Origin of the sequence: Delftia sp. DT-2 (assembly GCF_028401915.1) — a bacterium.
GTDB classification, from domain to species: domain Bacteria; phylum Pseudomonadota; class Gammaproteobacteria; order Burkholderiales; family Burkholderiaceae_C; genus Comamonas; species Comamonas tsuruhatensis.
This window is the reverse complement of sequence record NZ_JAQOTI010000018.1, coordinates 75,146-97,804: the sequence shown is the minus strand read 5'-3', so window position 1 is coordinate 97,804 and position 22,659 is coordinate 75,146. Positions and strand designations below refer to the sequence as shown.

Below are 22,659 nucleotides of genomic sequence, written 5' to 3'. Positions count from 1 at the left end.
CATGATTCTTCACGAACTGATCAGCTACGACATCCTGCGCCTGCTGTGGTGGGGCCTGCTGGGCGTGCTGCTCATCGCCTTTGCCGTCACCGATGGCTTTGACCTGGGCGCTGCCGCGCTGCTGCCGCTGGCGGCCAGGACCGACGTGGAGCGCCGCGTCGTCATCAACTCTCTGGGCCCGGTCTGGGAAGGCAACCAGGTCTGGCTCATCCTGGGCGGCGGCGCCATCTTTGCGGCCTGGCCGCAGCTGTACGCGGTCTCGTTCTCGGGCTTTTACCTGGCCATGTTCGCGGCGCTGGTGGCGCTGATCCTGCGGCCCGTGGCCTTCAAGTTCCGCAGCAAGCGCGAGGAGCCGGCCTGGCGCGCGCGCTGGGATGCCGTGCTGTGCATGGCCGGCGTGGTGCCCGCGCTGATCTTCGGCGTGGCCCTTGGCAATGTGCTGCAGGGCGTGCCCTTCCGCCTGGCGCCCGACATGCGCATCTACTACGAGGGCACGTTCTTCGGCCTGCTCAACCCGTTTGCGTTGCTGGCCGGCCTGGTCTCGCTGTGCATGCTGCTCATGCATGGTGCGTCCTGGCTGGTGTTCAAGACCGAGGGCGATGTGGCCGCGCGCGCGCGCCGCTTCGGCATGGTGGCGGCCGTCGCCACCACGGTGCTGTTCGCGGCGGCCGGCGTGTGGCTGGCCGCGCTCAATGGCTACCGCATCACCAGCGAGATCAACACCACCGGACCGTCCAACCCGCTGTTCAAGACGGCTGCGCTGCAGGCGGGCGCCTGGTTCGCCAACTACCAGGCCCGGCCCGTGCTCTGGGCCGTGCCGGCCATCGGCCTGCTGATGCCGCTGCTGGCGGCGCTGGGCCTGTGGCTGCGCCGCGAGTGGCTGGCCCTGCTGTCCAGCGGCCTGGGCATTGCCGGCATCATCGCCAGCGTGGGGGCGTCCATGTTCCCGTTCATCCTGCCCTCGTCGCTCAACCCGCAGCACAGCCTCACGGTCTGGGACTCTTCGTCCAGCCATGTGACGCTGTTCATCATGCTGGTGTGCGCGCTGATCTTCGTGCCCCTCATCGTGGCCTACACCAGCTGGGTCTACAGCGTGCTGCGCGGCAAGGTCGACCCGATGGCCATCATCGAGGGCCGTGGCCACTCGTACTGATCCACCGAATCAAGAAACGACAGTCAACGTCAAGAAAGGACACAACACCATGTGGTACTTCGCCTGGTTGCTAGGCCTGCCGCTGGCGGCCGCCTTCGCGGTGCTCAACGCGATGTGGTACGAACTGATGGACGACGAGGCCACGCGCCGCGAACTCCTGGCCCGGGAGAAATAAAGCTCCCCCTGAGGCGCTTCGCGCCTTCCCCCTCTCTCTTCGGGAGGGGGGCGACACCCTCGCTGCGGGGGCGGCCCTTGCTCGGTGTCCCTCGCTTTGGGCTACGCCAGTTTTTGCACGCGCTTACCGCCAATGAAGCATTGCTGTAAACACAATGAGCTCCCTCGGGAGCTCATTTTTGTACGCAGGCTTGCCAGGTTCAATCGTCGGTGTCATCCGCCTTGGCGCGGCCCTTGCCGCCCGTGATGCGGTCCTTCAGATCCAGCAGCCGCGTCACGGCCGTGCCCATGCCCATGAGCTGCATGGCGGTCTCGGGTGACAGGCGCTGCACGTCGTCGAACCAGTTCATGAGCCGGTCGATCAGCTCGTACATGTCGCGCATGCGCTGCTGGGCGTAGCGTTCCTCTTCGGTGGTGACTTCCTCCAGCATGGCGGCGCGCAGCATGGACTGGGTGGGCTCGATCTCGCGGCGGCGGCGTTCCTCGGCCAGGCGGCGGAAGATTTCCCAGACATCCTGCGGCGCCTCGAAATACTCGCGCCGGTCGCCGGGCTGGTGGCGCAACTGCACCAGGCGCCAGGCCTGCAATTCCTTGAGCCCCATGCTCACGTTGGAGCGCGAGAACTCCAGCGTCTCGGCGATCTGGTCGGCATTGAGCGGCTCGGGCGAAAGAAATAGCAGTGCGTAGATCTGGCCTACCGTGCGGTTGATGCCCCAGCGGCTGCCCATCTCGCCGAAGTGCGAGACAAACTGCCGGTTCAACGCCGGAAGAGGTTTGGATTGCGTCATGGCATGCATTGTGCCTGCGCGTGCGCGGCACGCTCCGGGCGGCTTGGGAAGCGATGTGTCAGCTTTCTGCAAGTCGCGTCCAAAAGGCGCACAATGGCGCCTTTGCGGGCTTGCGGCCAGGCGGCCCGGGCCCAACGCCTCCCGCTTCCCGACCCGTTCGCAGATTGCAGATTGCCCCATGTCCCACGCTAGCCGCAGTGCGCTGATCGACTGCACCAAGGGCCTGGCCTGTGCCGCCATCATCTGGCACCACCTGGCCTTCTACGGCCCCATGTCCGATATCGCCCATCCGGCCGCGCCGGACCTCATCGACTGGCTCTATGAATATGCGCGCATGGCCGTGCAGATCTTCCTGGTGCTGGGCGGCTACCTGGCGGCAGCCAGCATGGCGCCGCAAGGCCACGGCCTGCACAGCGATCCGTGGTCGCGCATCGGGCGCCGCTTCGTGCGCCTGGTCGTGCCCTATGCCGTGGCCCTGGTCGTGGCCGTCGTGGTCTCGGCGGCCGTGCGGCCCTGGTTCGACCATGCATCGGTCTCCGGCGAGCCCGATCTCTGGCAACTGGTGGCGCATGCGCTGCTGCTGCAGAACATCGTGGGCGAGGAGTCGCTGTCCGCGGGCGTCTGGTATGTGTCCATCGACTTCCAGCTTTTTGCGCTGACTGCGCTGCTGCTGGCCGGCACGCGCTGGGGCGGTGCCTTGCTGCGCCGCCGCTTTGGCGGCGACGCCCTGTCACGCTGCTGGCCCTGGGCGCTGAGCGTGGCGCAGGCGCTGGTGGTGATCGGCGTGGCGGCTTCGCTGCTGGGCTTCAATCTGGATGCGCAATGGGATGTGTGGGCTCCGTACTTCTTTGGCGCCTACGGCCTGGGCATGCTGGCCTACTGGGCCGCGCATGCGGACCAGTCCTCGACGGCCTGGAGCTGGTCCCTGCTGATCGCGGCCCTGGTCGTGGCGGCGCTGGCAGTGGAGTGGCGCGACCGCATCGCGCTGGCCGGTGCCACGGCGCTGGCCCTGGTCGTGGCCATGCGCAGCCCCGCGTTTGCGCAGGCACAAGGCTGGGCGCCGCTGCGCCGGCTGGGCAAGATTTCGTACTCGGTGTTTCTCGTGCACTTCTCGGTCTGCCTGCTGGTCAATGCCGTGGAAAGCCATTTCTGGCCACATTCCATTCCCGCCGCCCTGCTGGGCATGTGCACGGCCTTTGCGCTGTCGATTGCGGCCGGCCACCTGCTGTACGAGCGCGTGGAGCGCCACGTTCCCAGCTGGCACATGGCGCTGCGCTGGCAGGCGGGCCTGGTGGGCACCGGCCTGATCGCGGCGTTTCTGGCAGGCCTGCGCTGAGGCGCTGTGCATCAGTCCGTAAACAAAAAAGGCAGCCGGTTGGCTGCCTTTTTCGCTTCACGCCGGTCGGCGTTCAACGGTGCAGCTCGCCTGCGCTTTCCGGCTGGAACTCGATGGCATCCACGCGCACGGTGACCTGGCCCGAGGGGCCGGCCATGCGCGACTGGTCGCCCACGCTCAGGCCCAGCAGGGCAATGCCCACGGGCGCGAAGACCGACACCTTGTCGGCGCTGCCGTCCATCTCCTTGGGATAGACCAGGGTCAGCGTATTGGACTTGCCCGACTCCAGCAGCGTGAAGCGCACGGTGGAGTTCATGGTCACCACGTTGGGCGGCATTTCCTTGGGCTCGAGCACGTCGGCGCGGTCCAGCTCGGCCTCGAGCGCCTCGCGGCCGGGAAAGGCGGGCTGCTTGTCCAGCAGGGCCTCGATGCGTTCCAGGTCCAGGGACGAAAGAATGATGTGGGGCTTGCGCTCCATGGTGTTGGCTCCCTTGTGTGCTTGCGCCGTGGCTGCAGTGAAGGGCAGCGGCGCCCAAACGGACAAAAGCCCGGGCAACGCGGTTGTCCGGGCCAAGGCATCTTCAGAAAAGAGAAAAGCACCAAGTTGGTGCGATAGGCCCATTGTGCAGGCCCGTGTGGGTTCTGCCAAGCGAACCCGCACGGTGCGGTGCGGATTGGCGTGGGCACTTGCCAAGCCGGCAAAACCCACTTCGCAACTGCAGGCATGCGGGGAGTGCTTGGCGGTATGGCTGTATTTTTATACAGTTTCTCCATGCTTCCCAGTCCTCCCACGCCTCATCACGACACGGCCCGGGTGCCCCTGCACGCCATCAAGGGCCGGGGCGCAGCCAGCCAACTGGCCCACCGCTTCACCACCGACCCGCGCGAGGCGTTTGACGACGGCTGGGGCAGCCTTGAGGCGCCGGCCGAAGGCGAGGAAGCCGCTGCGCTGCGCACCGAACTGCGCTGGGAGCAGGCCCGCTCGGCGCTGAGCCGCCACCAGTCGCCCGACCTGCCGTTTCACATGGGGCTCAATCCCTACCGGGGCTGCGAGCATGGCTGCATCTATTGCTATGCCCGGCCCACGCACAGCTACCTGGGCTGGTCGCCAGGGCTGGACTTCGAGACCCGGCTCATCGCCAAGCAGAACCTGCCCGAGCTGCTGCGCGCCGAGCTGTCGCGCGCCAGCCATGTGGCCGCGCCCGTGATGCTGGGCTCGGTCACCGACTGCTACCAGCCCGTGGAGCGCGAACTGGGGCTGACGCGCCGCCTCATCGAAGTGCTGGCCGAGGCGCGCCACCCGTTTTCCATCGTCACCAAGGGCAGCGGGGTGGAGCGTGACCTGGACCTGCTGGCCCCGCTGGCGCGCCAGGGCCTGGCCTCGGTGCACATCACGCTGACCACGCTGGATGCCGACCTGGCCCGCCACCTGGAGCCGCGCGCCGCCGCGCCGCACCGCCGGCTGCGCAGCATCCGCGCGCTGACCGAGGCGGGCGTGCCCGTGGGCGTGAGCCTGGCACCGCAGATTCCCTTCATCAACGAAGACCTGGAGAAGGTGCTGGAGGCGGCCGCCGGCGCAGGCGCGCGCCACGCCTTCTATGCCGTGCTGCGACTGCCCTGGGAAGTGGCGCCGCTGTTCGAGCAATGGCTGCAGGTGCACTACCCCGACCGCGCCCGCCGCGTGATGGAGCGCGTGCGCGACCTGCACGGCATCCAGGGCGAGCAGCGCGAGGCCGGCCGCGTGTACAACGCCGAGTTCGGCCAGCGCATGAAAGGTACTGGCCACTGGGCCGAGCTGCTGCGCCAGCGCTTTGCCCTGGCCTGCCGTCGGCATGGATTCAACCGCGAGCCGCTGCGGCTCGATTGCAGCCTCTACCACCCGTCGCTTTTGCTGCCGCAGCGCAGCCTGTTCTGAAACGGCCCTTTTGAGCGTGCAGGGCGGCTGCCAGTGGCGAGCGCAAGCCCACCATGCCACAGCCCACACCAGCTCAATGTCCCACGCCCGGGGCGAGCCGGTCCAGGCTGGCGCCGGCATCGCGGATCAGGGAACGCAGCCAGGCGATGGCCGGATCTCGCTCCTGGTGCTTGTGCCATTGCAACAATTCCGTGAACCGGGGAATCTCCACCGGGCACTGCAGCACCTGCAGCGCAAAGCGCCGCGCCATGTGCTGCGCCAGGCGAGTGGGCAGTGTGGCAATGCGCTGCGTGCCCACGAGCAGCTCCGGCAGCAGGGTGAAGTTGGGGGCGATCACTTCCTGGCGGCGGCTGCGCTTGCCGGTGGACATCAGCCGCGCGTCGAACGTGGTGCGCCTGCCGCCACCCCATTCCACGCCGATGTGGGCCGCATCGAAATACCGTGCCGGCGTCAGCGGGCCGTCGAGTAGCGGGCTGTCCGCGCAGACGAGGCAGGAGAAGCCATCTTCGAACAAAGGCTCGAAGGGGTGGCCTGCCACTTTCGCGAATTCGGGGGCGATCAGCAGCTCGGCCTCTCCGCTGTCCAGATGTTCGGGCGTCTGCGGGCTGATGGCGCGCAGGTCGAACTGCATCAGCGGCGCCAGGGTGGCGGCCCGTCGCACCACCTGTGTCAGCAGCACGCTGATCACGTAGTCGGAGGACTCTATGGTGAAGCGCCGCTGCGAGGTGGCCGGATCGAAGGAGGGCCGGGCATGCGCGATGGTCTGGATCTGCAGCAGCACGTCGCGCACGGGCTTGGCCAGCTCGTTGGCCAGCGGCGTGGGCACCAGGGTCTTGCCCACTGAAACCAGCAGCTCGTCCTTGAAGTAGTCGCGCAGCCGCCCCAGCGCAAGGCTGGTCGCGGGCTGGCTCAGGAAAAGCCGCTCGGCGGACTTGCTCACGCTGTGCGTGGCCAACAGGGCGTCGAGGACAACCAGCAGGTTCAGGTCGAGCTTGTGAAAGCGCATGGCGCGTCTCCGTATTTGCTGTGCAAATGGATTGAATTTAAACAATAAATTTTACGTATGTCTTCCCGAGGTCGATCATCCGCTCCGGACCCGCAAAACCACAGGCGCTTCCATGCAGGGCGCATCCATTTCGGAGACATACATGTTCGGATTGCCTACACGACGCGAATCGGGCGATGGACCACGCCCTCTTTTCCCTGACGCTCGCGTGCGCAGCGGCCTGTGCCTGATGGCGGGCCTGTGCGGCGCCGGCACGGGGCTGCCGGTAGCTGCCCAGTCCCAGCCGGTGACGCAGGCCCAAACCCAAACCCAAACCCAAGCCCAAACCCAAACCCAAACCCAGGGGCAGCCATTGACATCGAGCCTGTCCTTGTCGGGCCTGTTGGGCGCCGGCGTGCTCTATACCCGGGATTCGGACGGTGGCGGCAAGTTGCAGCAGACGGGCACCCATGCGGCGCCCTCCATCGCGCTGTCGGGGCGCGAGTCGTTGGGAGGCGGTCTGTCGGCCATCTTCCGCTGGAGCCAGTACGTATTCACCGATACGGGGACCATGGCGCCACTGGAGAGCTATGTGGGCCTGACTTCGGCCACCTGGGGAAGCTTCACGATGGGGGCGATGTACGACCTTTTGGCCGACGCCGTGCCCTTCACCTCGGAGCGGTTCACCTCGCTGCTGGCCACCCATCCAGGCAATCTGGACCGCACGGTGGGCACGGCACTGAACAACACGCTCAAGTACAAGTCCCCCGTGCGCGGCGGCTGGCAGTTCGGCGCGATGTACGGCGCGGCGGAGCGGGATTCAGCCACCCACACGGGGCGAGTGGTGGGCGCCCAACTGGGCTACAGCGATGGCCCCTTGCAGGCGGTGGCCATCTGGGAATCGGTCAAGGGCGTTCCCTACGCGCCCGGGCTGAGGCTGGGCGTGCCGCGGCTGTACGGCCAGGACTTCAGCCAGGCGCCGGCCACAGCGATCTCCCAGGACCAGGAGACCGGTACGGCGGGCCTGGCCTACACCCGCGATGGCTGGCGCTGGATGGGCAACTACAGCCATACGCGCCTGTCGGCCCTGGGCCGGCGTGAGCGGGCGCAGACCCTGGATCTGGGCTTCTACAAATATGTGACGCCGGCGCTGCGCGTGGGCGGCGGCTATGCGTTCACGCGGCTGGCCTCCTACCGCTGGAGCCAGGCGCACGCCCATGCCGACTACGCGCTGTCGCGGCGAACCAGCCTGTATGTGCTGGGCGTGGTGCAGCAGGCCGGGGAGGGGCAAAAGGCCGTGATGCGCAATCAGGCTCCGGCCTCGGGGCGGCGCCAACTGGCGCTGGAAGTGGGCGTGACGCACGCCTTCTAGGCCGGTGGGTCACAGGTTTTTCGATGTGAATGGGGGCGATGCGATGCAGTGGGATGTGATTGTGGTGGGAGCGGGCCCGTCGGGGCTGACCATGGCGGCCGAACTGGCGGGGGCCGGCGCGCGCACGCTGGTGCTGGAAAGGCGCACGCAGGGCGTGCAGTCGCGTGCGGGCACCCTGTTGCCCCGGGTGCTGGAGTTGTTCGACGCGCGGGGGATTGCGGACCGATTCATCCGCAAGACCCGTGAGATCGTGGACTATCCGTTCCGGCCATCGCACATTTGGGCGGGCTTTCATCCCATCGAATGGCGCCATCTGCACACGCGCTTCGGCTTCACGCTGGGCCTGCCCCAGAACATGACCGAGGATCTTCTTTGGGCGTGGGCGCAAGAGTGCGGGGCGCAGATCCGCCGGGGTATGGAGGTGACGGCACTGCGCCAGCATGCCGACGGTGTGGAAGTGGACGTGCAAGACCCGCAGCAAGCCCAGGGCGCCGTCACCACGTTGAGGGCGAAGTATCTGGTCGGGGCCGATGGGGGACGCAGCGTGGTGCGTACCCAGGCGGGGATTGCATTCGAGGGCCGGCCGGGCACGTTCCGGGGCATGGTGATCGATGCGCAACTGACCGCGCCCTGGCCCGGCGGACGGCTCAATGCGGACAACGAACTGGGCTGGGTACGGGGCTATGCGTTTGGCGAGGGCATCACGCGGTTCAACATCGTGCACCGCGAGCGCATGCATGCGCCCAAGGACGAGCCCGTCACGCTGCAGGAGGCGCTGCAGTGCATACGCGACGTGCACGGCACCGACTACGGCATCCAGGGCTTGCGCTGGGCTTCGCGCTTCGACGACCAGATGCGGGCCGTGCCCCAACTGCGGCAGGGGCGGGTGCTGCTGGTCGGCGAGTCCGCGCGTATCCACTATCCATCCAGCGGTGTGGGCATGAATTTCTGCCTGCAGGACGCCTTCAACCTGGGCTGGAAGCTCGCTCTCGTGGTCAGGGGTCTGGCCGGCGATGCCGTTCTCGACACCTATGAGAGCGAGCGGCTGCCGGTGATGCACGCGCTGCTGGAGAGCGTGAAGGCGCAGTGCGCGCTGCAGTTCAGCTTCGGGCCGGAGGCGGTGGCGCTCAAACGGCGCATGGCCCAGCACATCGTTCCCCTGCCCGATGTACAGCGCAAGCTGGTGCTGGAGTTGTGCGGCCTGGAGGCGCCATACCGCAGCGAGCCGGGCAGCCATGCGCTGGCCGGCCACCGCATGCCCGATATCGATCTGCTGCTGCTGGACGGGCGCTCGGCCAGCGTCACGCAACTGCTGCGCGGGCGGCACTTTTTGTTGCTCGATCTGGACGGCACGGGCCGGCAGTTCGCGGATCTCGATGTGCAGGGCCTGCCCGTCACGGTGCTGCAGGCCCGCGCCGCCCATGCGCCGGCGTCCATGGCCCAGGTCAAGGCGCTGCTGGTGCGGCCTGACGCCTATGTGGCCTGGGCCAGTGACGGCCTGGCCAGGCCCGGCGAAGTGCAGGCGCAACTGGCCCGCTGGCTGAAGGTGGCGGCATGAGCGAGGAATGCTTGCTGCTGAGCGGCGGCTGGATCATCAGCATGGACCCGGGCATTGGTGAGCTGCGCAGCGGCGATGTGTTGATCGAGGGCGAGCGCATCGCTGCCGTGGCCCCGCGCATCGAGGCACCGCATGCCCAGCGCATCGATGCGCGCAACACCATCGTGCTGCCGGGCTTTGTGGACACGCACCGCCATACCTGGCAAAGCTGCGTGCGCCATTGCTACGCGGACATCGATCCGCAGATTTACTTCGCCGAGATGCTGGGCGCCAGGGGGGCCGGCTACCGCGCCGAGGACGTGCATGTGGGCACGCTGCTGGGCGCCGTGTCGGCTCTGGATGGCGGCATCACGACCATGCTCGACTGGTCGCATGTGCAGAACTCGCCCGAGCATGCCGACGCCGCCATCCTGGGTCTGCGCGAGGCGGGCATCCGTGGTGTGTTCGCCCATGGCTGGCCGCTGGTGGATGGCGCGTCGTGGATGTTTGACAGCCAGCGTGGACATCCGCAGGACATCAGGCGGCTGCGCGCCCGCTATTTCTCCAGCGACGACCAGTTGCTGACGCTGGCCATGGCCGGGCGCGGCCCCGAGATGGCGCGGCGCGAGGTCTGGCTGGACGATCTGCGGCTGGCGCGCGAGCTGGGACTGCGCTCGACCATCCACATGGGGGCCTATGCGCGCAATGCGCAGGTGCGGGCGATCGCGCAGATGCACGAGGCCGGCGTGCTGGGCGATGACCTGACCTTTGTGCACTGCTGCTTCAGCGGCGCCGACGAGATTGCGATGATGGCCGATGCCGGGGTCAGTGCCTCGCTGGGCGTGCACTGCGAGATGAACGCCCAGGGCATAGGCGACATACCGTTCGACCGCATGCTGGCCGTGGGCATCCGGCCCAGCCTCAGCGGCGACACCGAGACCAAATGCTCGGGCGACATGTTCACGCAGATGCGCCATGCCTTCGCCTACTACCGATCCTGGATGGGTGGTCGGCATTGCCGCGTGGAGCACGCGCCGCCTACTCTTTCGCTGCGCGATGTGCTGGAGTTCGCCACGGTGGCCGGTGCACATGCCACGGGCCTGTCGCACAAGATCGGCTCGCTGACGCCTGGAAAGCAGGCCGATGTCATCTTGATCCGCACCGACGACATCAACCTGGCGCCCGTCTGCGACGCCGTGGGCGCGGTGGTGCTGGCTGCCCATCCGGGCAATGTGGACAGCGTCTTCGTCGCGGGCAGGGCGGTCAAGCGCCATGGCCGCATGCTCCATGTCGATCTGGATGCGCTGCGCCAGCGCGCGTTCGTGTCGCAGGCCCATGTGCTGGGACTGCATAACACGCTCTAAGGAGGCCGGCATGGACATGCCCCTGGACCCCGCACTGGCCGCCATCGTCGAGGCGTCGCGCCAGCGAGGCGCCGTGCCACCGTTTTCGGGCACGCCGGCGCAGGCGCGCGAACGCCTGCGCGCGGCCGTCATGGCGATGCGCCAAGCGGCGCCGCCCGTGCCCGTGGCCTGCACGCAGGACCGGCTGGCACGGCATGGCGTCACCACCGTGCCCGTGCGCATCTATCGCCCCGAGGCCGATACGGTGCCCCGGCCCACCGTGGTGTTCTTCCATGGCGGAGGCTTTGTGCTGGGCGGCATCGAATGCATGGATGACATCGCGCGCAAGCTGTGCCGCGACGTGGGGGCGGTCATCGTCTCGGTGGGCTACCGGCTGGCGCCAGAGCATCCGTTTCCCGCAGCGCACGACGATGCCATCGCCGCCACGCTGTGGGCCATGGACCAGGTCATGGAGCTAGGCGGTGATCCGGCCCGCGTGGCCGTGGCCGGAGAAAGCGCCGGAGGCAACCTGGCCGCCTCGACGGCCATCGTGCTGCAGCGCCGTGGATGGGCGCTGGCCGCACAACTGCTCGTGGTGCCCGGTGTGGACATGGCCCGCGATACCGAGGCACTGCAGGCGCGCCGCAGCGACCACCCCATGCTGACGCCGGCCGACCTGCGCGACATCACCCGCCTGTACATGGGCGCGCGCATGGCCGAGGCCGGTGCGTTTCCGCCGTCTCCGCTGCGGGCGGGCAGCCTGGCCGGGCTGCCGCCCGCCGTCATCGCGCTGGCCGGGCATGACCCCTTGTTCGGAGAAGGCAGCGCCTACGCCAGCCGCCTGGCCGAGGCCGGCGTGCCCGTGCAACGGCTGTGCTTTGGCGACATGTTCCATCCGTTCCTGGGCTTTTTCCAGGTCTCGCAAGCGGCGCGAAGGGCCAGCGACCGCATCTGCCAGGCCTTCGCGGATTGCCTGGGCAGCAAGGCGCCACGGGTTTCACCCGATCGGGCCTTGCGTTCCGTTCCGCGCAAGCCATGACAACCAAGGAGACAGAGATGACCCCCGATTTTCACGAGAAACCTTTTCGCCGTGCCCTGCTGGTCGCGAGTGCGCTGCTGTGCGCGGCAGGGCAGGTCCAGGCCCAGTCCCATGTGCCATACCCGTCCAAGCCCATACGCTTTGTCGTGCCCTTTGCCGCGGGCGGCGCGCTCGACTATGTGGCGCGCGTGCTGGGCGCTGAAATCACGCGCCAGAGCCGTGCGCAGGTCATCGTTGACAACCGGCCCGGCGCATCGGGCATTCTTGCGGCCGAGAACGTCAGGGGTTCGGCCCCCGATGGCTATTCGGTGCTGATCACCAACATGGAGTCCCATGTGAACAACCTGGGCCTGTTCAAATCGCTGCCCTACGACCCCGTGCGCGACTTCCAGCCCGTGGGCCTGATCGCCTCGGCAGCGGCCATCCTGGTGGGCAATGCGGCCATGCCGCCGAGCAGCCTCGCACAGTTCGTCGCCTATGCGCGGGCCGACAAGGGCGGTGTCTCCTTCGGAACCTGGGGCAACGGCACCTATTCGCACATCGCCATTGCCACCTTGGGGCGCATCGACCGGTTCGCCGTGGTCACCGTGCCCTACAAGGGCGAGTCGCCCGTGGTGCAGGATCTGCTGGGTGGCAACCTGTCGTTCGCCATGGCCAGCGTGCTCGTGGCCAAGGCCCAGACCGACAAGGGTGCGATGAAGGCCTACGCGGTCAACGGAGACAGGCGCCTGGCCCTGATGCCCACGGTGCCCACCTTCAAGGAGCTGGGCTACACCGATCCGGTGCTGAACATGCGCCCCTGGTTCGCCGCCTATGCGCCGGCCGGCACGCCCAAGGCGGTGGTGGAAAGGATCAATACGCTGCTGCGCGATGCGCTGCGCGATCCGAGCGTGGCCAGCAGCCTCAGCGACAAGGGCTTCGAGCCCATCGGCAGCTCGCCGGCCGAGCACCAGCGCGAGCTGGCCCGGCAGATCCAGACCTTCACCAAGGTGATGCACGACATCGGCATCCGCCCCGAATGACCCACGGCGCCAGGCGCGCAGCAGCCATGATCCTCACACCGCCTTTGGCCGCCGTGCATTCGGTGGACCGCTTCGTCTTCTCCGTGCCCGATCTGGGCGAGGCATTGCATTTCTACCGGCACTTCGGCCTGGACGTGCGGCCGGCCGATGGCCGCCTGGATCTGCATACCTTCGGTTCGCATCACTGCTGGGCGAGCGTATACGCCTCGGGGCGGGCCAAGAAGCTGGAATATGTGCGCTTTGGCATCTTCGACGATGATGCCGAGGCCATGCGCGAGCGCATCGCTGCGCAGGGCATCGCGGCAGCCCCGCATGCGCTGTCGGACGGCGAGGGGCTGTGGCTGCGCAATCCCGATGGCGTACTGGTGCAGCTCGTGGTTGCCCCCAAGGTGTCGCCCGGCGCCAAGTGCAGGCCGGTGCCCGCCATGGCGCCGCAGCCGGGTCGCGGCGCGGCGCCCGCGCGCAGCCGGGTGGAGCAGGTCCGGCCCCGGCATCTGTCCCATGTGCTGTTCTTCACGCCCGATGTCTCGCGCATGGTCCGGTTTTGCGAGCAGGTGCTGGGCCTGAGGCTGTCGGACCGCTCTGGCGATGGCATCGCCTTCCTGCATGGGGTCCATGGCAGCGACCACCATCTCGTGGCCTTTGCCCGATCGCATGCGCCAGGCCTGCACCACAGCAGTTGGGACGTGGCCAGCATCGACGAGGTCGGCTGCGGCGCCGAGCAGATGCGCGGGGCCGGCTACGACAAGGGCTGGGGCCTGGGGCGCCATGTGCTGGGCTCCAACTACTTCCACTACGTGCGTGACCCCTGGGGCAGCTATGCCGAATACTCGTTCGACATAGATTTCGTGCCGGCGGGCAGCCTGTGGCCAGCCGCCGACCACTCACCGGAGGATGCGCTGTATGTCTGGGGACCGGCGCTTCCTGAGGATTTCATTACCAACCACGAGCCTTGCGCTTGACGCTTTCAACGGAGTATTTCCATGCGAATCATTGCCTTCAGAAATGCCCAGGGCCGGCCGGCCCTGGGCGTGCGGTCCGGCCAGGAGCTGGTGGACATCACGGCCCTGGGCCTGCCCGCGACACTGGACGAATTGCTCGCGCAAGGGCCCCACGGCCTGCAGGCCGCGCAACAGGCGGCCGCCGCGGCCAGCAAGCGTTTGTCCCTGCAGGGGCTGAAGATCCTGCCGCCCGTGCTCAACCCGTCCAAGGCTTTCGCCATAGGGCTCAACTACGTGGACCATGCCGCCGAGAGCCATTTCGAGCTGCCCCGGCATCCTGTCATCTTCCAGCGCTATGCCTCCTCGTGGGTGGCGCATGGGCAGGCGCTGGAGCGCCCGCCTGTGTCCACCCAGTTCGACTACGAGGCCGAGCTGGTGGCGGTGATCGGCAAGGCCGGGCGCTATATCGACAAGGCCCGCGCGCTGGAGCATGTGGCCGGCTACTCGCTGTTCAACGATGGGTCGGTGCGCGACTACCAGGTTCGCTCCGCCCAGTGGCTGTGGGGTAAGAACTTCGACCGCAGCGGCGGTTTCGGACCCGAGTTCGTCACCGCCGACGAACTGCCGCCGGGCGCGGCCGGCCTGCGCATCCAGTGCCGGCTCAACGGCCAGGTGCTGCAGGACGCGAATACGCGCGACATGATCTTCGATGTGGCCACCCTGGTCGCGGCCTGCTCGCAGGGCATGGCGCTGCAGCCTGGCGACATCATCATCACGGGCACGCCCTCGGGCGTCGGTCTGGCGCGCAGCCCCCAGGTCTGGATGAAGGCGGGCGATGTCTGCGAGGTGGAGGTGGAGCGCATCGGCATTCTCCGCAATCCGATCGTCGATGCGCCGGCCCTGGACTGACGGCGGGTGGCGGGCGGCGAGCTGCGAGCTGCAGCGTCTGCGGCATCGGCTGATCACTGTGACGCGTCCATGAACGACCTCACCAGCAGGCTGTCGCTGCGCTCGCGCATGCAATAGACATAGGTGGTGGTGCTGGCCGGGTCGCCCGCGATGCGCAGCGGGCGAAAGCGCGGGTCGGGGATGAATTCGGCTTCGGACACGGCGCCCAGTCCCAGGCCGCGCGCCACGGCTTCGCGTATGGCTTCGCGGCTGCCGATCTCCAGTTCGGTGCGCGGCTGCACGCCGGCGGCCTGCAGCACCGATTCCAGCGCGGTGCGCGTGGTCGAGCCGTGCTCGCGCAGCAGCAAAGGCTGGCCCTGCAGTTCGGACAGCGCGATTTCGCTGCGCCGCGCGAAGGGATGGGCCACATGGGCGAACAGCACGATGACGTGGCGCGCGTACTCGCGTGCCAGCAGCTCCGGGCGGTCGTAGAGGCCGGCGAGCACGGCCACGTCGGTGTCGTAGCGTTCCAGGTCGGCCAGCACCTGCTGCGAGTTGCCCATGCGGATGGACAGCTGCATGCCCGGGTGCCGTGCGCGGTAGGCGGCCACCATTTCGATCACATGGAAGGGCCCCACGGCGCCGATCTTGAGCTCGCCCTGGTGCAACTGCCCCGAGTCGCGCAGGAAGAATTCGGCCTCGGCCTCCAGCGCCATGATTTTCTGCGCCATGGGCAGCAGTCTGGCGCCTGCGCCAGTGAGCGTCATGCGGTAGCCGCGGCGGTGGAACAGCTCGATCTGGCTTTGGCGCTCCAGCGTGGCGATCTGCGTGGAGATGGTGGGCTGGCTCACGCCCAGTGCGCGGGCGGCGGCGCTGAGGCTGCCATGGTGGGCGACGGCGATGAAGGCGCGGTAGCGGGCGTTGCTCACGAAAGTCGGTATCTCAAGGTTTTGTCTATGGATGCTGTCAAAACCGATTCTGAAACTTTCACATGGCAGAAATATGTCGCTCCTAGCATTCAGCCATCCCCACCCGCCTGGCGATTTGGCCGGCGATTCACGGATCCACCGATCTGCCGATGTGCCTGACCTGATGCAAAGGAACGCTCCCATGAAGATGAACCGCAAGACCTGGCTGCGCCATGCCGGTGCCGTGCTGGCCCTGGCCGCCACCGCCGCCACCGCTACCACTGCCGTCTTTGCCCAGAGCGCCGAGCTGCGCGTGGGCCTGATCCCTTCGGAGGACGCGCAGGCCATGATCCGCGCCAGCCAGCAGGTCATGGACCAGCTGGCCACCCGCACCGGCATGAAGGTGCGGCCCTTCGTGGCCAATGACTACAACGGCGTGATCGAGGCGCTGCGCTCCAACAAGATCGACATCGCCTTCCTCGGCCCGTTCTCGTACGTGCTGGCCAGCCAGGTGGCAGGCGCCGAGGCCTTTGCCGTGGCCGTGACCAAGAAGACGGGCAAGAGCGCGTACCACAGCATGGTGATCTCCCGCAAGGACAAGGGCCCGGCCAGCGTGGCCGATCTCAAGGGCCGCAGCTTTGCCTTTGTGGACCCGACCTCGGCGTCGGGCCACCTGTTTCCCAAGGCCGGGTTGATGGCCGAGGGCTTCGATGCGGACAAGGGCTTTTCGCGCGTGATCTTCTCGGGCTCGCACGACGCCAGCATCATGGCCGTGGCCAACGGCAAGGTGGATGCGGCGGCCGTGGCCGACCGCATCTTCGACTCGGCCGTGAACAAGGGCCTGGTCAAGCGCGAGGACTTCCAGATCGTCTGGCGCTCCCAGCCCATCCCCGAGTCGCCCATGACCTGGCGCAAGAACCTGGACGCCGGCACCAAGCAGAAGGTGGCTGCGGCCCTGGCCGAGGTCAAGGACCTGCCCTGGGGTGACCAGGGCGTGCTCGACGGCTTCGCGGCCACGGATGACAAGGCCTACGACGTGGTGCGCCAGACGGCCAAGGCCCTGAAGCTGGACCTCGGGAGCATGAAATGATCCGCATCCGCCAATTGCGCAAGAGCTATGGTAGCAACCATGTGCTGCATGGCATCGACCTGGATGTGCAGCCCGGCGAGTTCGTCGTCATGCTGGGCCTGTCGGGGGCCGGCAAGTCCACGCTGCTGCGCTGCATGAACGGCCTGGCCCGCGCCGACAGCGGCACGCTGGAGGTGGGCGGCATGGACCTGATGCTGGGAGGCGGCAGGCACAGCCGGCGCGAGCTGGCTCGCCACGTGGCCATGGTCTTCCAGCACCACAACCTGGTGCCGCGCCTGTCGGTGCGCAAGAACGTGCTGACCGGGCGCCTGGGCCAGACCGGCACCCTGGCCTCGGTGCTGCAGCTGTTCCGCGAAAGCGATATCCGCCTGGCCGACCAGTGCCTGGAGCGCGTGGGCCTGGCCCACAAGGCGCTGGAACGCACCGAGGCGCTGTCGGGCGGGCAGATGCAGCGCGTGGGCATTGCCCGCGCGCTGGCCCAGCAGCCCCAGGTCATCCTGGCCGACGAGCCCGTGGCCAGCCTGGACCCCAAGACCGCGCGCAGCGTGCTGCAGTACCTGCGTGATGCCACGCGCGAGCTGGGCATTGCCGTGGTCTGCAACCTGCACCAGGTGGACTACGCGCGGGAGTTCGGCGACCGCGTGCTGGGCCTGGCCCAGGGCCGCATGGTCTATGACGGATCGCCGCAGGCGCTGGACGAGGCCGCGCTGCAGGCCATCTACCATGCGCAGCCCACTGCTGGGCAAGGCGCAGGGCAAGGAGCAGGGCAGGGCGCAGAGCCGGACACACCACCGGGCACGGCGGCCATAGGGCCTGCCGGCCTGCATGCGCAGGCGCCGGTGCCTGCCTCGTGGATGCGGGCCAGCGCGCCCGCAGGAGGACTGTGATGACCAGCGCCAATTCCTGGAGCCCCGAGCCGCGCGGCCGCTGGCAATGGACCGCGCCGCGCCCCCACGGCACCCTGGGCTGGACAGGCTATGCGGCTGCGGCCCTGGCCATCGCCTGGGTGCTGCACTGGAGCGCGGGCGGCGCGCAGATGAGCTGGGGCGAACTGGCGGCAGGCATGCCCCAGATCGCAGACTTCGTGGCGCGCTCCGTGCCGCCGGACTGGAGCATGCTGCCGCGCCTGATGGCGCCCGCGCTGGAGACGGTGCAGATCGCCATCTGGGGCACGCTGCTGTCCGTGGTGCTGGCGCTGCCGCTGTCCTTCATCGCGGCCAGCAACCTGCATGGCTGGCACTGGCTGCGGCGCATCACGCGTCAGTTCCTGAACGTGGTGCGCAGCATCAACGAGCTGATCCTGGCGCTGGTCTTTGTCTCGGCCGTGGGCCTGGGGCCGTTTCCCGGCGTGCTGGCCCTGGCCCTGCATGGCATGGGCATGCTGGGCAAGTTCTTCGCCGAGAGCATCGAAGAGATCGACGACGGCCCGCTGCAGGCCCTGCGCAGCGCAGGCGCCACGCAATTGCAGCTCATCGTCTTCGGCGTGATACCGCAGGCCATCACGGCCTGGATCGCGGTCGTGCTCTACCGCTTCGAGGTCAACCTGCGCTCGGCCACGGTGCTGGGCATGGTGGGCGCGGGCGGGCTGGGGTTCGAGCTGGTCGGCAGCCTCAAGCTGTTCCGCTACCAGGAGACGGCCACCTGCATCGTGGTCATCACCGTGATGGTGATCGCCGCCGATCTCGTCTCCCACTGGCTGCGCCGCCGCATCCAGCAGGGCACCCGCCATTGAGGGCAGCGCTTTTTTTCCCGGCACCCCCGTTTCATTCAAAGGACCGATTTGTGTGGACCTATCAAAACCCCGTTGCCATCCATGCCGGCCCCGGCCGCCTGGACCGCCTGCCCGAGCTGCTGGCCGGGCGCGACTGCCTGCTGGTGACGTTTCCCGAGGCCGAATCCCTGGGCCTGGTGCAGCAACTGCGCCAACGGCTGGGCAGCCAGCTGCGCGGCGTGGTGGACGGCATTGCGCCCAATCCCGATGTGCAGTGGCTGGCCCCGCTGTATGACCGCGTGCACCGCGAATACGCCGAGGTCCCGTGCATCGTGGCCCTGGGCGGCGGCAGCGCCATCGACTCGGCCAAGGCGCTGATGTGCGCCACGCCCACGCGGCGTTTCGGCGAACTGCTGCAGGCCCTGGAGCAGGGGCTGGCCCTGCCGGCCGCAGGCCACAAGGCGCTGATCGCCATTCCCACCACGGCCGGCACGGGCAGCGAGGTCACGCCCTGGGCCACGATCTGGGACCAGGCCGCTGGCCGCAAGCACTCGCTGCACCAGCACTGGACCTGGCCCGAGGCCGCCATCATCGACGCGCAGCTCATGCAAAGCCTGCCGGCCGGCGCCACGCTGGCCTCGGGGCTGGATGCGCTGTCGCATGCGCTGGAGTCCATCTGGAACCGGCACCGCAATCCCGTCTCCACCACCTTGGCCGTGGGCGCCGCGCGCCGCACCCTGGCCACGCTGCCCGCGCTGATGCAGGACCTGGGCAGCCTGCCGCTGCGAAGCCGCATGGCCGAGGCCGCCCTGATGGCCGGCCTGGCCTTCTCCAACACCCGCACGGCGCTGGCGCATTCGCTGTCCTACGACATCACGCTGCGCCATGGCGTGGCCCACGGCATTGCCTGCTCGTTCAGCCTGCCGCTGGTGCTGGAGATGGCCCTGGGCGCCGACGATGAGGCCGATGCGGCCCTGCTGTCCATCTTCGATGCCGCCACGGGCGAGCTGGCCGTGCAGCGCCTGCGCAACTTCCTCGAAGGCCTGGGCGTGGCCACCGATCCCGCCCACTACGGCGTGCCTGGGGATGAGTGGCAGCAGCTGCTGCAGTCGGCCGCATCCGGCCCGCGCGGGCGCAATTTCATCCGCACGCTGGAATGAACAGGCGCGTGCGGCCCTCTTCTGTTTGAACCTCTTTCCTAGTCAAAAAGCACCATGAACCACACCACCGTCTCCACCGCCGCCGCCGCCGATCTGTCGCCGCTGCAGGCCGTCATCTTCGACTGGGCCGGCACCCTGGTCGATTTCGGCTCGCTGGCACCCACGCAGATCTTTGTCGAGGCCTTTGCCAGCTTCGGCATCACCATCACCCTGGCCCAGGCACGCGGCCCCATGGGCCTGTCCAAGTGGCAGCACATCCACGAACTGCTGCAGGACGAAGGCATCTGCGCGCAATGGCACAAGGCCTTCGGCCAGCCGCCTGGCGACGCCGACGTGGACGCCATCTACGCCCGCTTCATGCCCATGCAGATCGCCAAGGTCGGCGAGTTCTCGGCACCCATCGAAGGCGCGCCCGAGCTGCTGGGCTGGCTGCGCGCGCAGGGCCTGAAGGTGGGCTCGTGCTCGGGCTATCCGCGTGAAGTCCTGAACCAGCTGCTGCCGCAGGCAGCGGCCAACGGCCTGGCTCCTGACCATGTGGTGGCCGGCGATGAAATGGCCGCAGGCGGCCGCCCCGGCCCCTTCATGGCGCTGGCCAATGTGCTGGCGCTGGGCATCGGCGATGTGCGCGCCTGCGTGAAGGTGGACGACACCGTGCCCGGCATCGAGGAAGGCCGCAACGCCGGCATGTGGACCGTGGGCCTGACCCTGTCCGGCAACGAAGTCGGCTACTCCCCCGCCGAACTGGCCGCCGCCCCCGCCGAAGAAGTGCGCGAGCGCGTGGCCCGCGCCGAAGCCAAGCTGCGCGCAGCCGGCGCCCACCACGTGATCGCCAGCGTCAAGAACCTGCCGCAGGTACTGGAGCGTATTGCGCAGGACATGCGCGCTGGCCATAGGCCAGGTTGAGGCAAGCTGCCCTGCACCTGTTGGGCTTATCACCCTTTGAAACTGGCGCGGCCAAAAAAACAGGGACGCCGAGCAAGAGCCGCCTCGCGGCGATGGCGTCGTCCCCCTCCCGCGAAGCGAGAGAGGGCGCCGTGCACACGGGGGAAGGCGCGAAGCGCCTCAGGGGGTACTCAACTGCTCTGCATGATGGCGCAGATGGTCATCAATGAAGCTCTGGATGAAGTAGTAGCCGTGGTCGTAGCCGCCGTGGCGGCGCAGCGTCAGCGGCTGGCCGGCCTGGGCGCAGGCGGCCTCGAAGGCTTCGGGCAGCAGCTGCTTTTCGATCAGGAACTTGTCGGCCAGGCCCTGGTCCACGAGGATGCCGGCCGGGTAGGGCGCCTGGGTCTGGGCGGCCATCAGGCAGCTGGCGTCATGCGCTTCCCAAGCCTTGCGGTCATCGCCCAGATAGCCTGAGAAGGCTTTCTGGCCCCAGGGGCAGTTGACGGGGTTGGCGATGGGCGCGAAGGCCGACAGGCTCTTGAAGCGGCCCGGATGGCGCAGCGCCAGCGTGAGCGCGCCGTGGCCGCCCATGGAGTGGCCGAAGATGCCCAGCCGCTGCGCGTCGATGGGCAGGCGCGCGGCGATCAGCGGCAGCAGCTCGCCCAGCAGATAGCTTTCCATGCGCCAGTGCAGTGCCCAGGGCCTGGTGGTGGCGTCCAGGTAGAAGCCCGCGCCCACGCCGAAGTCCCAGGCATCGGCCTCGCCGGGCAGGCCTGCGCCGCGCGGGCTGGTGTCGGGCGCGATCAGGGCGATGCCCAGCTCGGCGGCCAGGCGCTGGGCGCCGGCCTTGGTCATGAAGGTCTCTTCGGTGCAGGTCAGCCCGGCCAGATAGAGCACGGCGGGCACCTTCTCGCCGGCCACGGCCTTGGGCGGCAGGAAGACCGAGAACTTCATGTTCAGGCCGATCTCGGCGGAGAAATGCTCGTAGAAACGCTGTGCGCCGCCGAAGCAGGCATGGGCGTTCTTGAGTTCCAGGGGCGGCAGTGCGGACATGGTGTTCCTCAAAAAAGAAAAATGCTACGAGCACCTTGGCAAGCGGTGCGTGCAGCATTCAAAGATGGGAGTTGATACGCTATACACGGTCAACGGCCCATGAAACTGGCGCTGCCCAGACGAGAGACGCCGAGCAAGAGCCGCCTCGCGGCGGGGGCGCCCAGCCGAGGGCATCGTCCCCCTCCCTCGCGTAGCGAGTAGAGAGGCGCCGTGCAACGGGGGAGGGCGCGCAGCGCCTCAGGGGGAGCTTCAGTACACGACGACGGAGCGGATGGACTTGCCTTCGTGCATCAGGTCAAAAGCCTCGTTGATCTCCGGCAGGCCCATGGTGTGCGTGACGAAGGGGGCCAGCTGGATCTCGCCGCTCATGGCCTGCTCGACCATGCCGGGCAGCTCGCTGCGGCCCTTGACGCCGCCGAAGGCCGTGCCCAGCCACTTGCGGCCCGTCACCAGCTGGAAGGGGCGTGTGGAGATTTCCTGGCCCGCGCCGGCCACGCCGATGATGACCGACTGGCCCCAGCCGCGGTGCGCGCATTCCAGGGCGGCACGCATCACGTTGACGTTGCCGATGCACTCGAAGCTGTGGTCCACGCCCCAGCCCGTCATCTCGACGATGACCTGCTGGATGGGCTTGTCGAAATCCTTGGGATTCACGCAGTCGGTGGCGCCGAAGGTACGGGCCAGGTCGAACTTGGAGGGGTTGGTGTCCACGGCGATGATGCGGCCGGCCTTGGCCAGCTTGGCGCCCTGGATCACGGCCAGGCCGATGCCGCCCAGGCCGAACACGGCCACGGTGTCGCCTTCCTGGACCTTGGCGGTGTTCTTGACGGCACCCAGGCCCGTGGTCACGCCGCAGCCCAGCAGGCAGACCTGCTCGGGGTTGGCATCGGGGTGGATCTTGGCCAGCGAGACTTCGGCGACCACGGTGTACTCGCTGAAGGTGGAGCAGCCCATGTAGTGGTAGATGGGCTCGCCGTTGTACGAAAAGCGCGTGGTGCCGTCGGGCATCACGCCCTTGCCCTGGGTGGCGCGCACGGAAACGCACAGGTTGGTCTTGCCGCTCTTGCAGAACAGGCATTCGCCGCATTCGGCGGTGTACAGCGGGATGACGTGGTCGCCGGGCTTGACGCTGGTCACGCCTTCGCCGACCTCGACGACGATGCCCGCGCCTTCATGGCCGAGCACGGCGGGGAAGATGCCTTCGGGGTCGTCGCCCGACAGCGTGAACGCGTCGGTGTGGCAGACGCCGGTGTGGGTGATCTTGATCAGGACCTCGCCCTTCTTCGGGGGGGCCACGTCGATCTCGACGATCTGCAGGGGTTCTCCAGCCTTGAAGGCGACGGCGGCTTTGGATTTCATGGG

Annotated in this window: 22 protein-coding genes; 16 read left to right on the top strand and 6 right to left on the bottom strand. The window is 68.0% G+C overall.

What is annotated here, in order from left to right; genetic code table 11:
- The first annotated feature begins 1 nt into the window (after window position 1).
- Both cydB and cydX read left to right on the top strand, forming a co-directional pair.
- Entirely contained in the window at window positions 2–1,153 is a 1,152-nt protein-coding gene (cydB, locus tag PO605_RS26455) for a cytochrome d ubiquinol oxidase subunit II (RefSeq protein WP_012204318.1), read from the top strand.
- Window positions 1,154–1,202: 49 nt separating this feature from the next.
- Window positions 1,203–1,328: a cytochrome bd-I oxidase subunit CydX gene (gene cydX / locus PO605_RS26450; RefSeq protein ID WP_012204319.1), complete on the top strand. Its 126-nt coding sequence runs from the start codon at window positions 1,203–1,205 to the stop codon at window positions 1,326–1,328.
- 199 nt (window positions 1,329–1,527) lie between these two features.
- Here cydX and PO605_RS26445 read toward each other — a convergent pair whose 3' ends face one another.
- Window positions 1,528–2,124, bottom strand: a complete 597-nt coding sequence (locus PO605_RS26445) for a GbsR/MarR family transcriptional regulator (RefSeq protein ID WP_012204320.1) — start codon at window positions 2,122–2,124, stop codon at window positions 1,528–1,530.
- Between the two features lie 169 nt (window positions 2,125–2,293).
- Between PO605_RS26445 and PO605_RS26440 the strand changes: the two genes are divergently transcribed.
- Complete coding sequence (locus PO605_RS26440; RefSeq protein WP_272207130.1) at window positions 2,294–3,451, top strand: acyltransferase family protein; 1,158 nt, start codon at window positions 2,294–2,296, stop codon at window positions 3,449–3,451.
- 73 nt (window positions 3,452–3,524) lie between these two features.
- Here the strand turns inward: PO605_RS26440 and rnk are convergent, their stop codons facing one another.
- Entirely contained in the window at window positions 3,525–3,929 is a 405-nt protein-coding gene (gene rnk / locus PO605_RS26435) for a nucleoside diphosphate kinase regulator (protein WP_272207129.1), read from the bottom strand.
- Window positions 3,930–4,223: 294 nt separating this feature from the next.
- Between rnk and PO605_RS26430 the strand changes: the two genes are divergently transcribed.
- Complete coding sequence (locus tag PO605_RS26430) at window positions 4,224–5,366, top strand: PA0069 family radical SAM protein (protein WP_272207128.1); 1,143 nt, start codon at window positions 4,224–4,226, stop codon at window positions 5,364–5,366.
- 73 nt (window positions 5,367–5,439) lie between these two features.
- Here PO605_RS26430 and PO605_RS26425 read toward each other — a convergent pair whose 3' ends face one another.
- Entirely contained in the window at window positions 5,440–6,372 is a 933-nt protein-coding gene (locus tag PO605_RS26425; protein ID WP_074923092.1) for a LysR family transcriptional regulator, read from the bottom strand.
- 370 nt (window positions 6,373–6,742) lie between these two features.
- On the opposite strand from PO605_RS26425, the gene PO605_RS26420 reads away from it, so the two are divergent.
- The 7 genes from PO605_RS26420 to PO605_RS26390 are packed head-to-tail and all read left to right on the top strand — an operon-like array spanning window position 6,743 to window position 14,514.
- Window positions 6,743–7,723 (top strand): porin, encoded by a 981-nt coding sequence (locus tag PO605_RS26420; protein ID WP_272207127.1) that lies wholly within the window; start codon window positions 6,743–6,745, stop codon window positions 7,721–7,723.
- Between the two features lie 55 nt (window positions 7,724–7,778).
- Window positions 7,779–9,281, top strand: coding sequence for an FAD-dependent monooxygenase (locus PO605_RS26415; RefSeq protein ID WP_272207126.1), 1,503 nt, complete (start codon window positions 7,779–7,781; stop codon window positions 9,279–9,281).
- On the top strand, window positions 9,278–10,624 hold the full coding sequence (locus PO605_RS26410; protein ID WP_272207125.1) for an amidohydrolase family protein: 1,347 nt from the start codon (window positions 9,278–9,280) through the stop codon (window positions 10,622–10,624). Before PO605_RS26415 ends, PO605_RS26410 begins: the two co-directional genes overlap by 4 nt.
- A gap of 10 nt (window positions 10,625–10,634) precedes the next feature.
- Window positions 10,635–11,642 carry an alpha/beta hydrolase gene (locus tag PO605_RS26405; protein ID WP_272207124.1) on the top strand — a complete coding sequence of 336 codons (1,008 nt, stop codon included), beginning with the start codon at window positions 10,635–10,637 and terminating at the stop codon, window positions 11,640–11,642.
- A 17-nt stretch (window positions 11,643–11,659) separates the two neighbouring features.
- Window positions 11,660–12,664: a Bug family tripartite tricarboxylate transporter substrate binding protein gene (locus PO605_RS26400; protein ID WP_047325751.1), complete on the top strand. Its 1,005-nt coding sequence runs from the start codon at window positions 11,660–11,662 to the stop codon at window positions 12,662–12,664.
- Between the two features lie 26 nt (window positions 12,665–12,690).
- On the top strand, window positions 12,691–13,626 hold the full coding sequence (locus tag PO605_RS26395; RefSeq protein ID WP_272207123.1) for a VOC family protein: 936 nt from the start codon (window positions 12,691–12,693) through the stop codon (window positions 13,624–13,626).
- Between the two features lie 21 nt (window positions 13,627–13,647).
- Entirely contained in the window at window positions 13,648–14,514 is an 867-nt protein-coding gene (locus PO605_RS26390) for a fumarylacetoacetate hydrolase family protein (RefSeq protein ID WP_272207122.1), read from the top strand.
- A 53-nt stretch (window positions 14,515–14,567) separates the two neighbouring features.
- Here the strand turns inward: PO605_RS26390 and PO605_RS26385 are convergent, their stop codons facing one another.
- A complete protein-coding gene (locus PO605_RS26385; protein WP_272207121.1) occupies window positions 14,568–15,422 on the bottom strand; it encodes a LysR substrate-binding domain-containing protein in 855 nt (284 codons plus the stop codon).
- A gap of 181 nt (window positions 15,423–15,603) precedes the next feature.
- On the opposite strand from PO605_RS26385, the gene phnD reads away from it, so the two are divergent.
- From phnD to phnX, 5 genes are read left to right on the top strand one after another with little or no spacing between them, the layout of a single operon-like run.
- Window positions 15,604–16,491: a phosphonate ABC transporter substrate-binding protein gene (phnD, locus tag PO605_RS26380; RefSeq protein ID WP_272207120.1), complete on the top strand. Its 888-nt coding sequence runs from the start codon at window positions 15,604–15,606 to the stop codon at window positions 16,489–16,491.
- Window positions 16,488–17,378 (top strand): phosphonate ABC transporter ATP-binding protein, encoded by an 891-nt coding sequence (gene phnC / locus PO605_RS26375; protein WP_099752408.1) that lies wholly within the window; start codon window positions 16,488–16,490, stop codon window positions 17,376–17,378. The genes phnD and phnC overlap by 4 nt, the downstream gene beginning before the upstream one ends.
- Window positions 17,378–18,223 carry a phosphonate ABC transporter, permease protein PhnE gene (gene phnE, locus PO605_RS26370; protein WP_272207119.1) on the top strand — a complete coding sequence of 282 codons (846 nt, stop codon included), beginning with the start codon at window positions 17,378–17,380 and terminating at the stop codon, window positions 18,221–18,223. The genes phnC and phnE overlap by 1 nt, the downstream gene beginning before the upstream one ends.
- Window positions 18,224–18,273: 50 nt before the next feature.
- A complete protein-coding gene (psrA, locus tag PO605_RS26365; protein ID WP_272207118.1) occupies window positions 18,274–19,362 on the top strand; it encodes an iron-containing alcohol dehydrogenase PsrA in 1,089 nt (362 codons plus the stop codon).
- Window positions 19,363–19,416: 54 nt separating this feature from the next.
- On the top strand, window positions 19,417–20,265 hold the full coding sequence (gene phnX, locus PO605_RS26360; RefSeq protein WP_272207117.1) for a phosphonoacetaldehyde hydrolase: 849 nt from the start codon (window positions 19,417–19,419) through the stop codon (window positions 20,263–20,265).
- 159 nt (window positions 20,266–20,424) lie between these two features.
- Here phnX and fghA read toward each other — a convergent pair whose 3' ends face one another.
- On the bottom strand, window positions 20,425–21,297 hold the full coding sequence (gene fghA, locus PO605_RS26355; protein WP_046240405.1) for an S-formylglutathione hydrolase: 873 nt from the start codon (window positions 21,295–21,297) through the stop codon (window positions 20,425–20,427).
- Between the two features lie 249 nt (window positions 21,298–21,546).
- A complete protein-coding gene (locus tag PO605_RS26350; protein ID WP_012204334.1) occupies window positions 21,547–22,656 on the bottom strand; it encodes an S-(hydroxymethyl)glutathione dehydrogenase/class III alcohol dehydrogenase in 1,110 nt (369 codons plus the stop codon).
- Window positions 22,657–22,659: the final 3 nt, after the last annotated feature.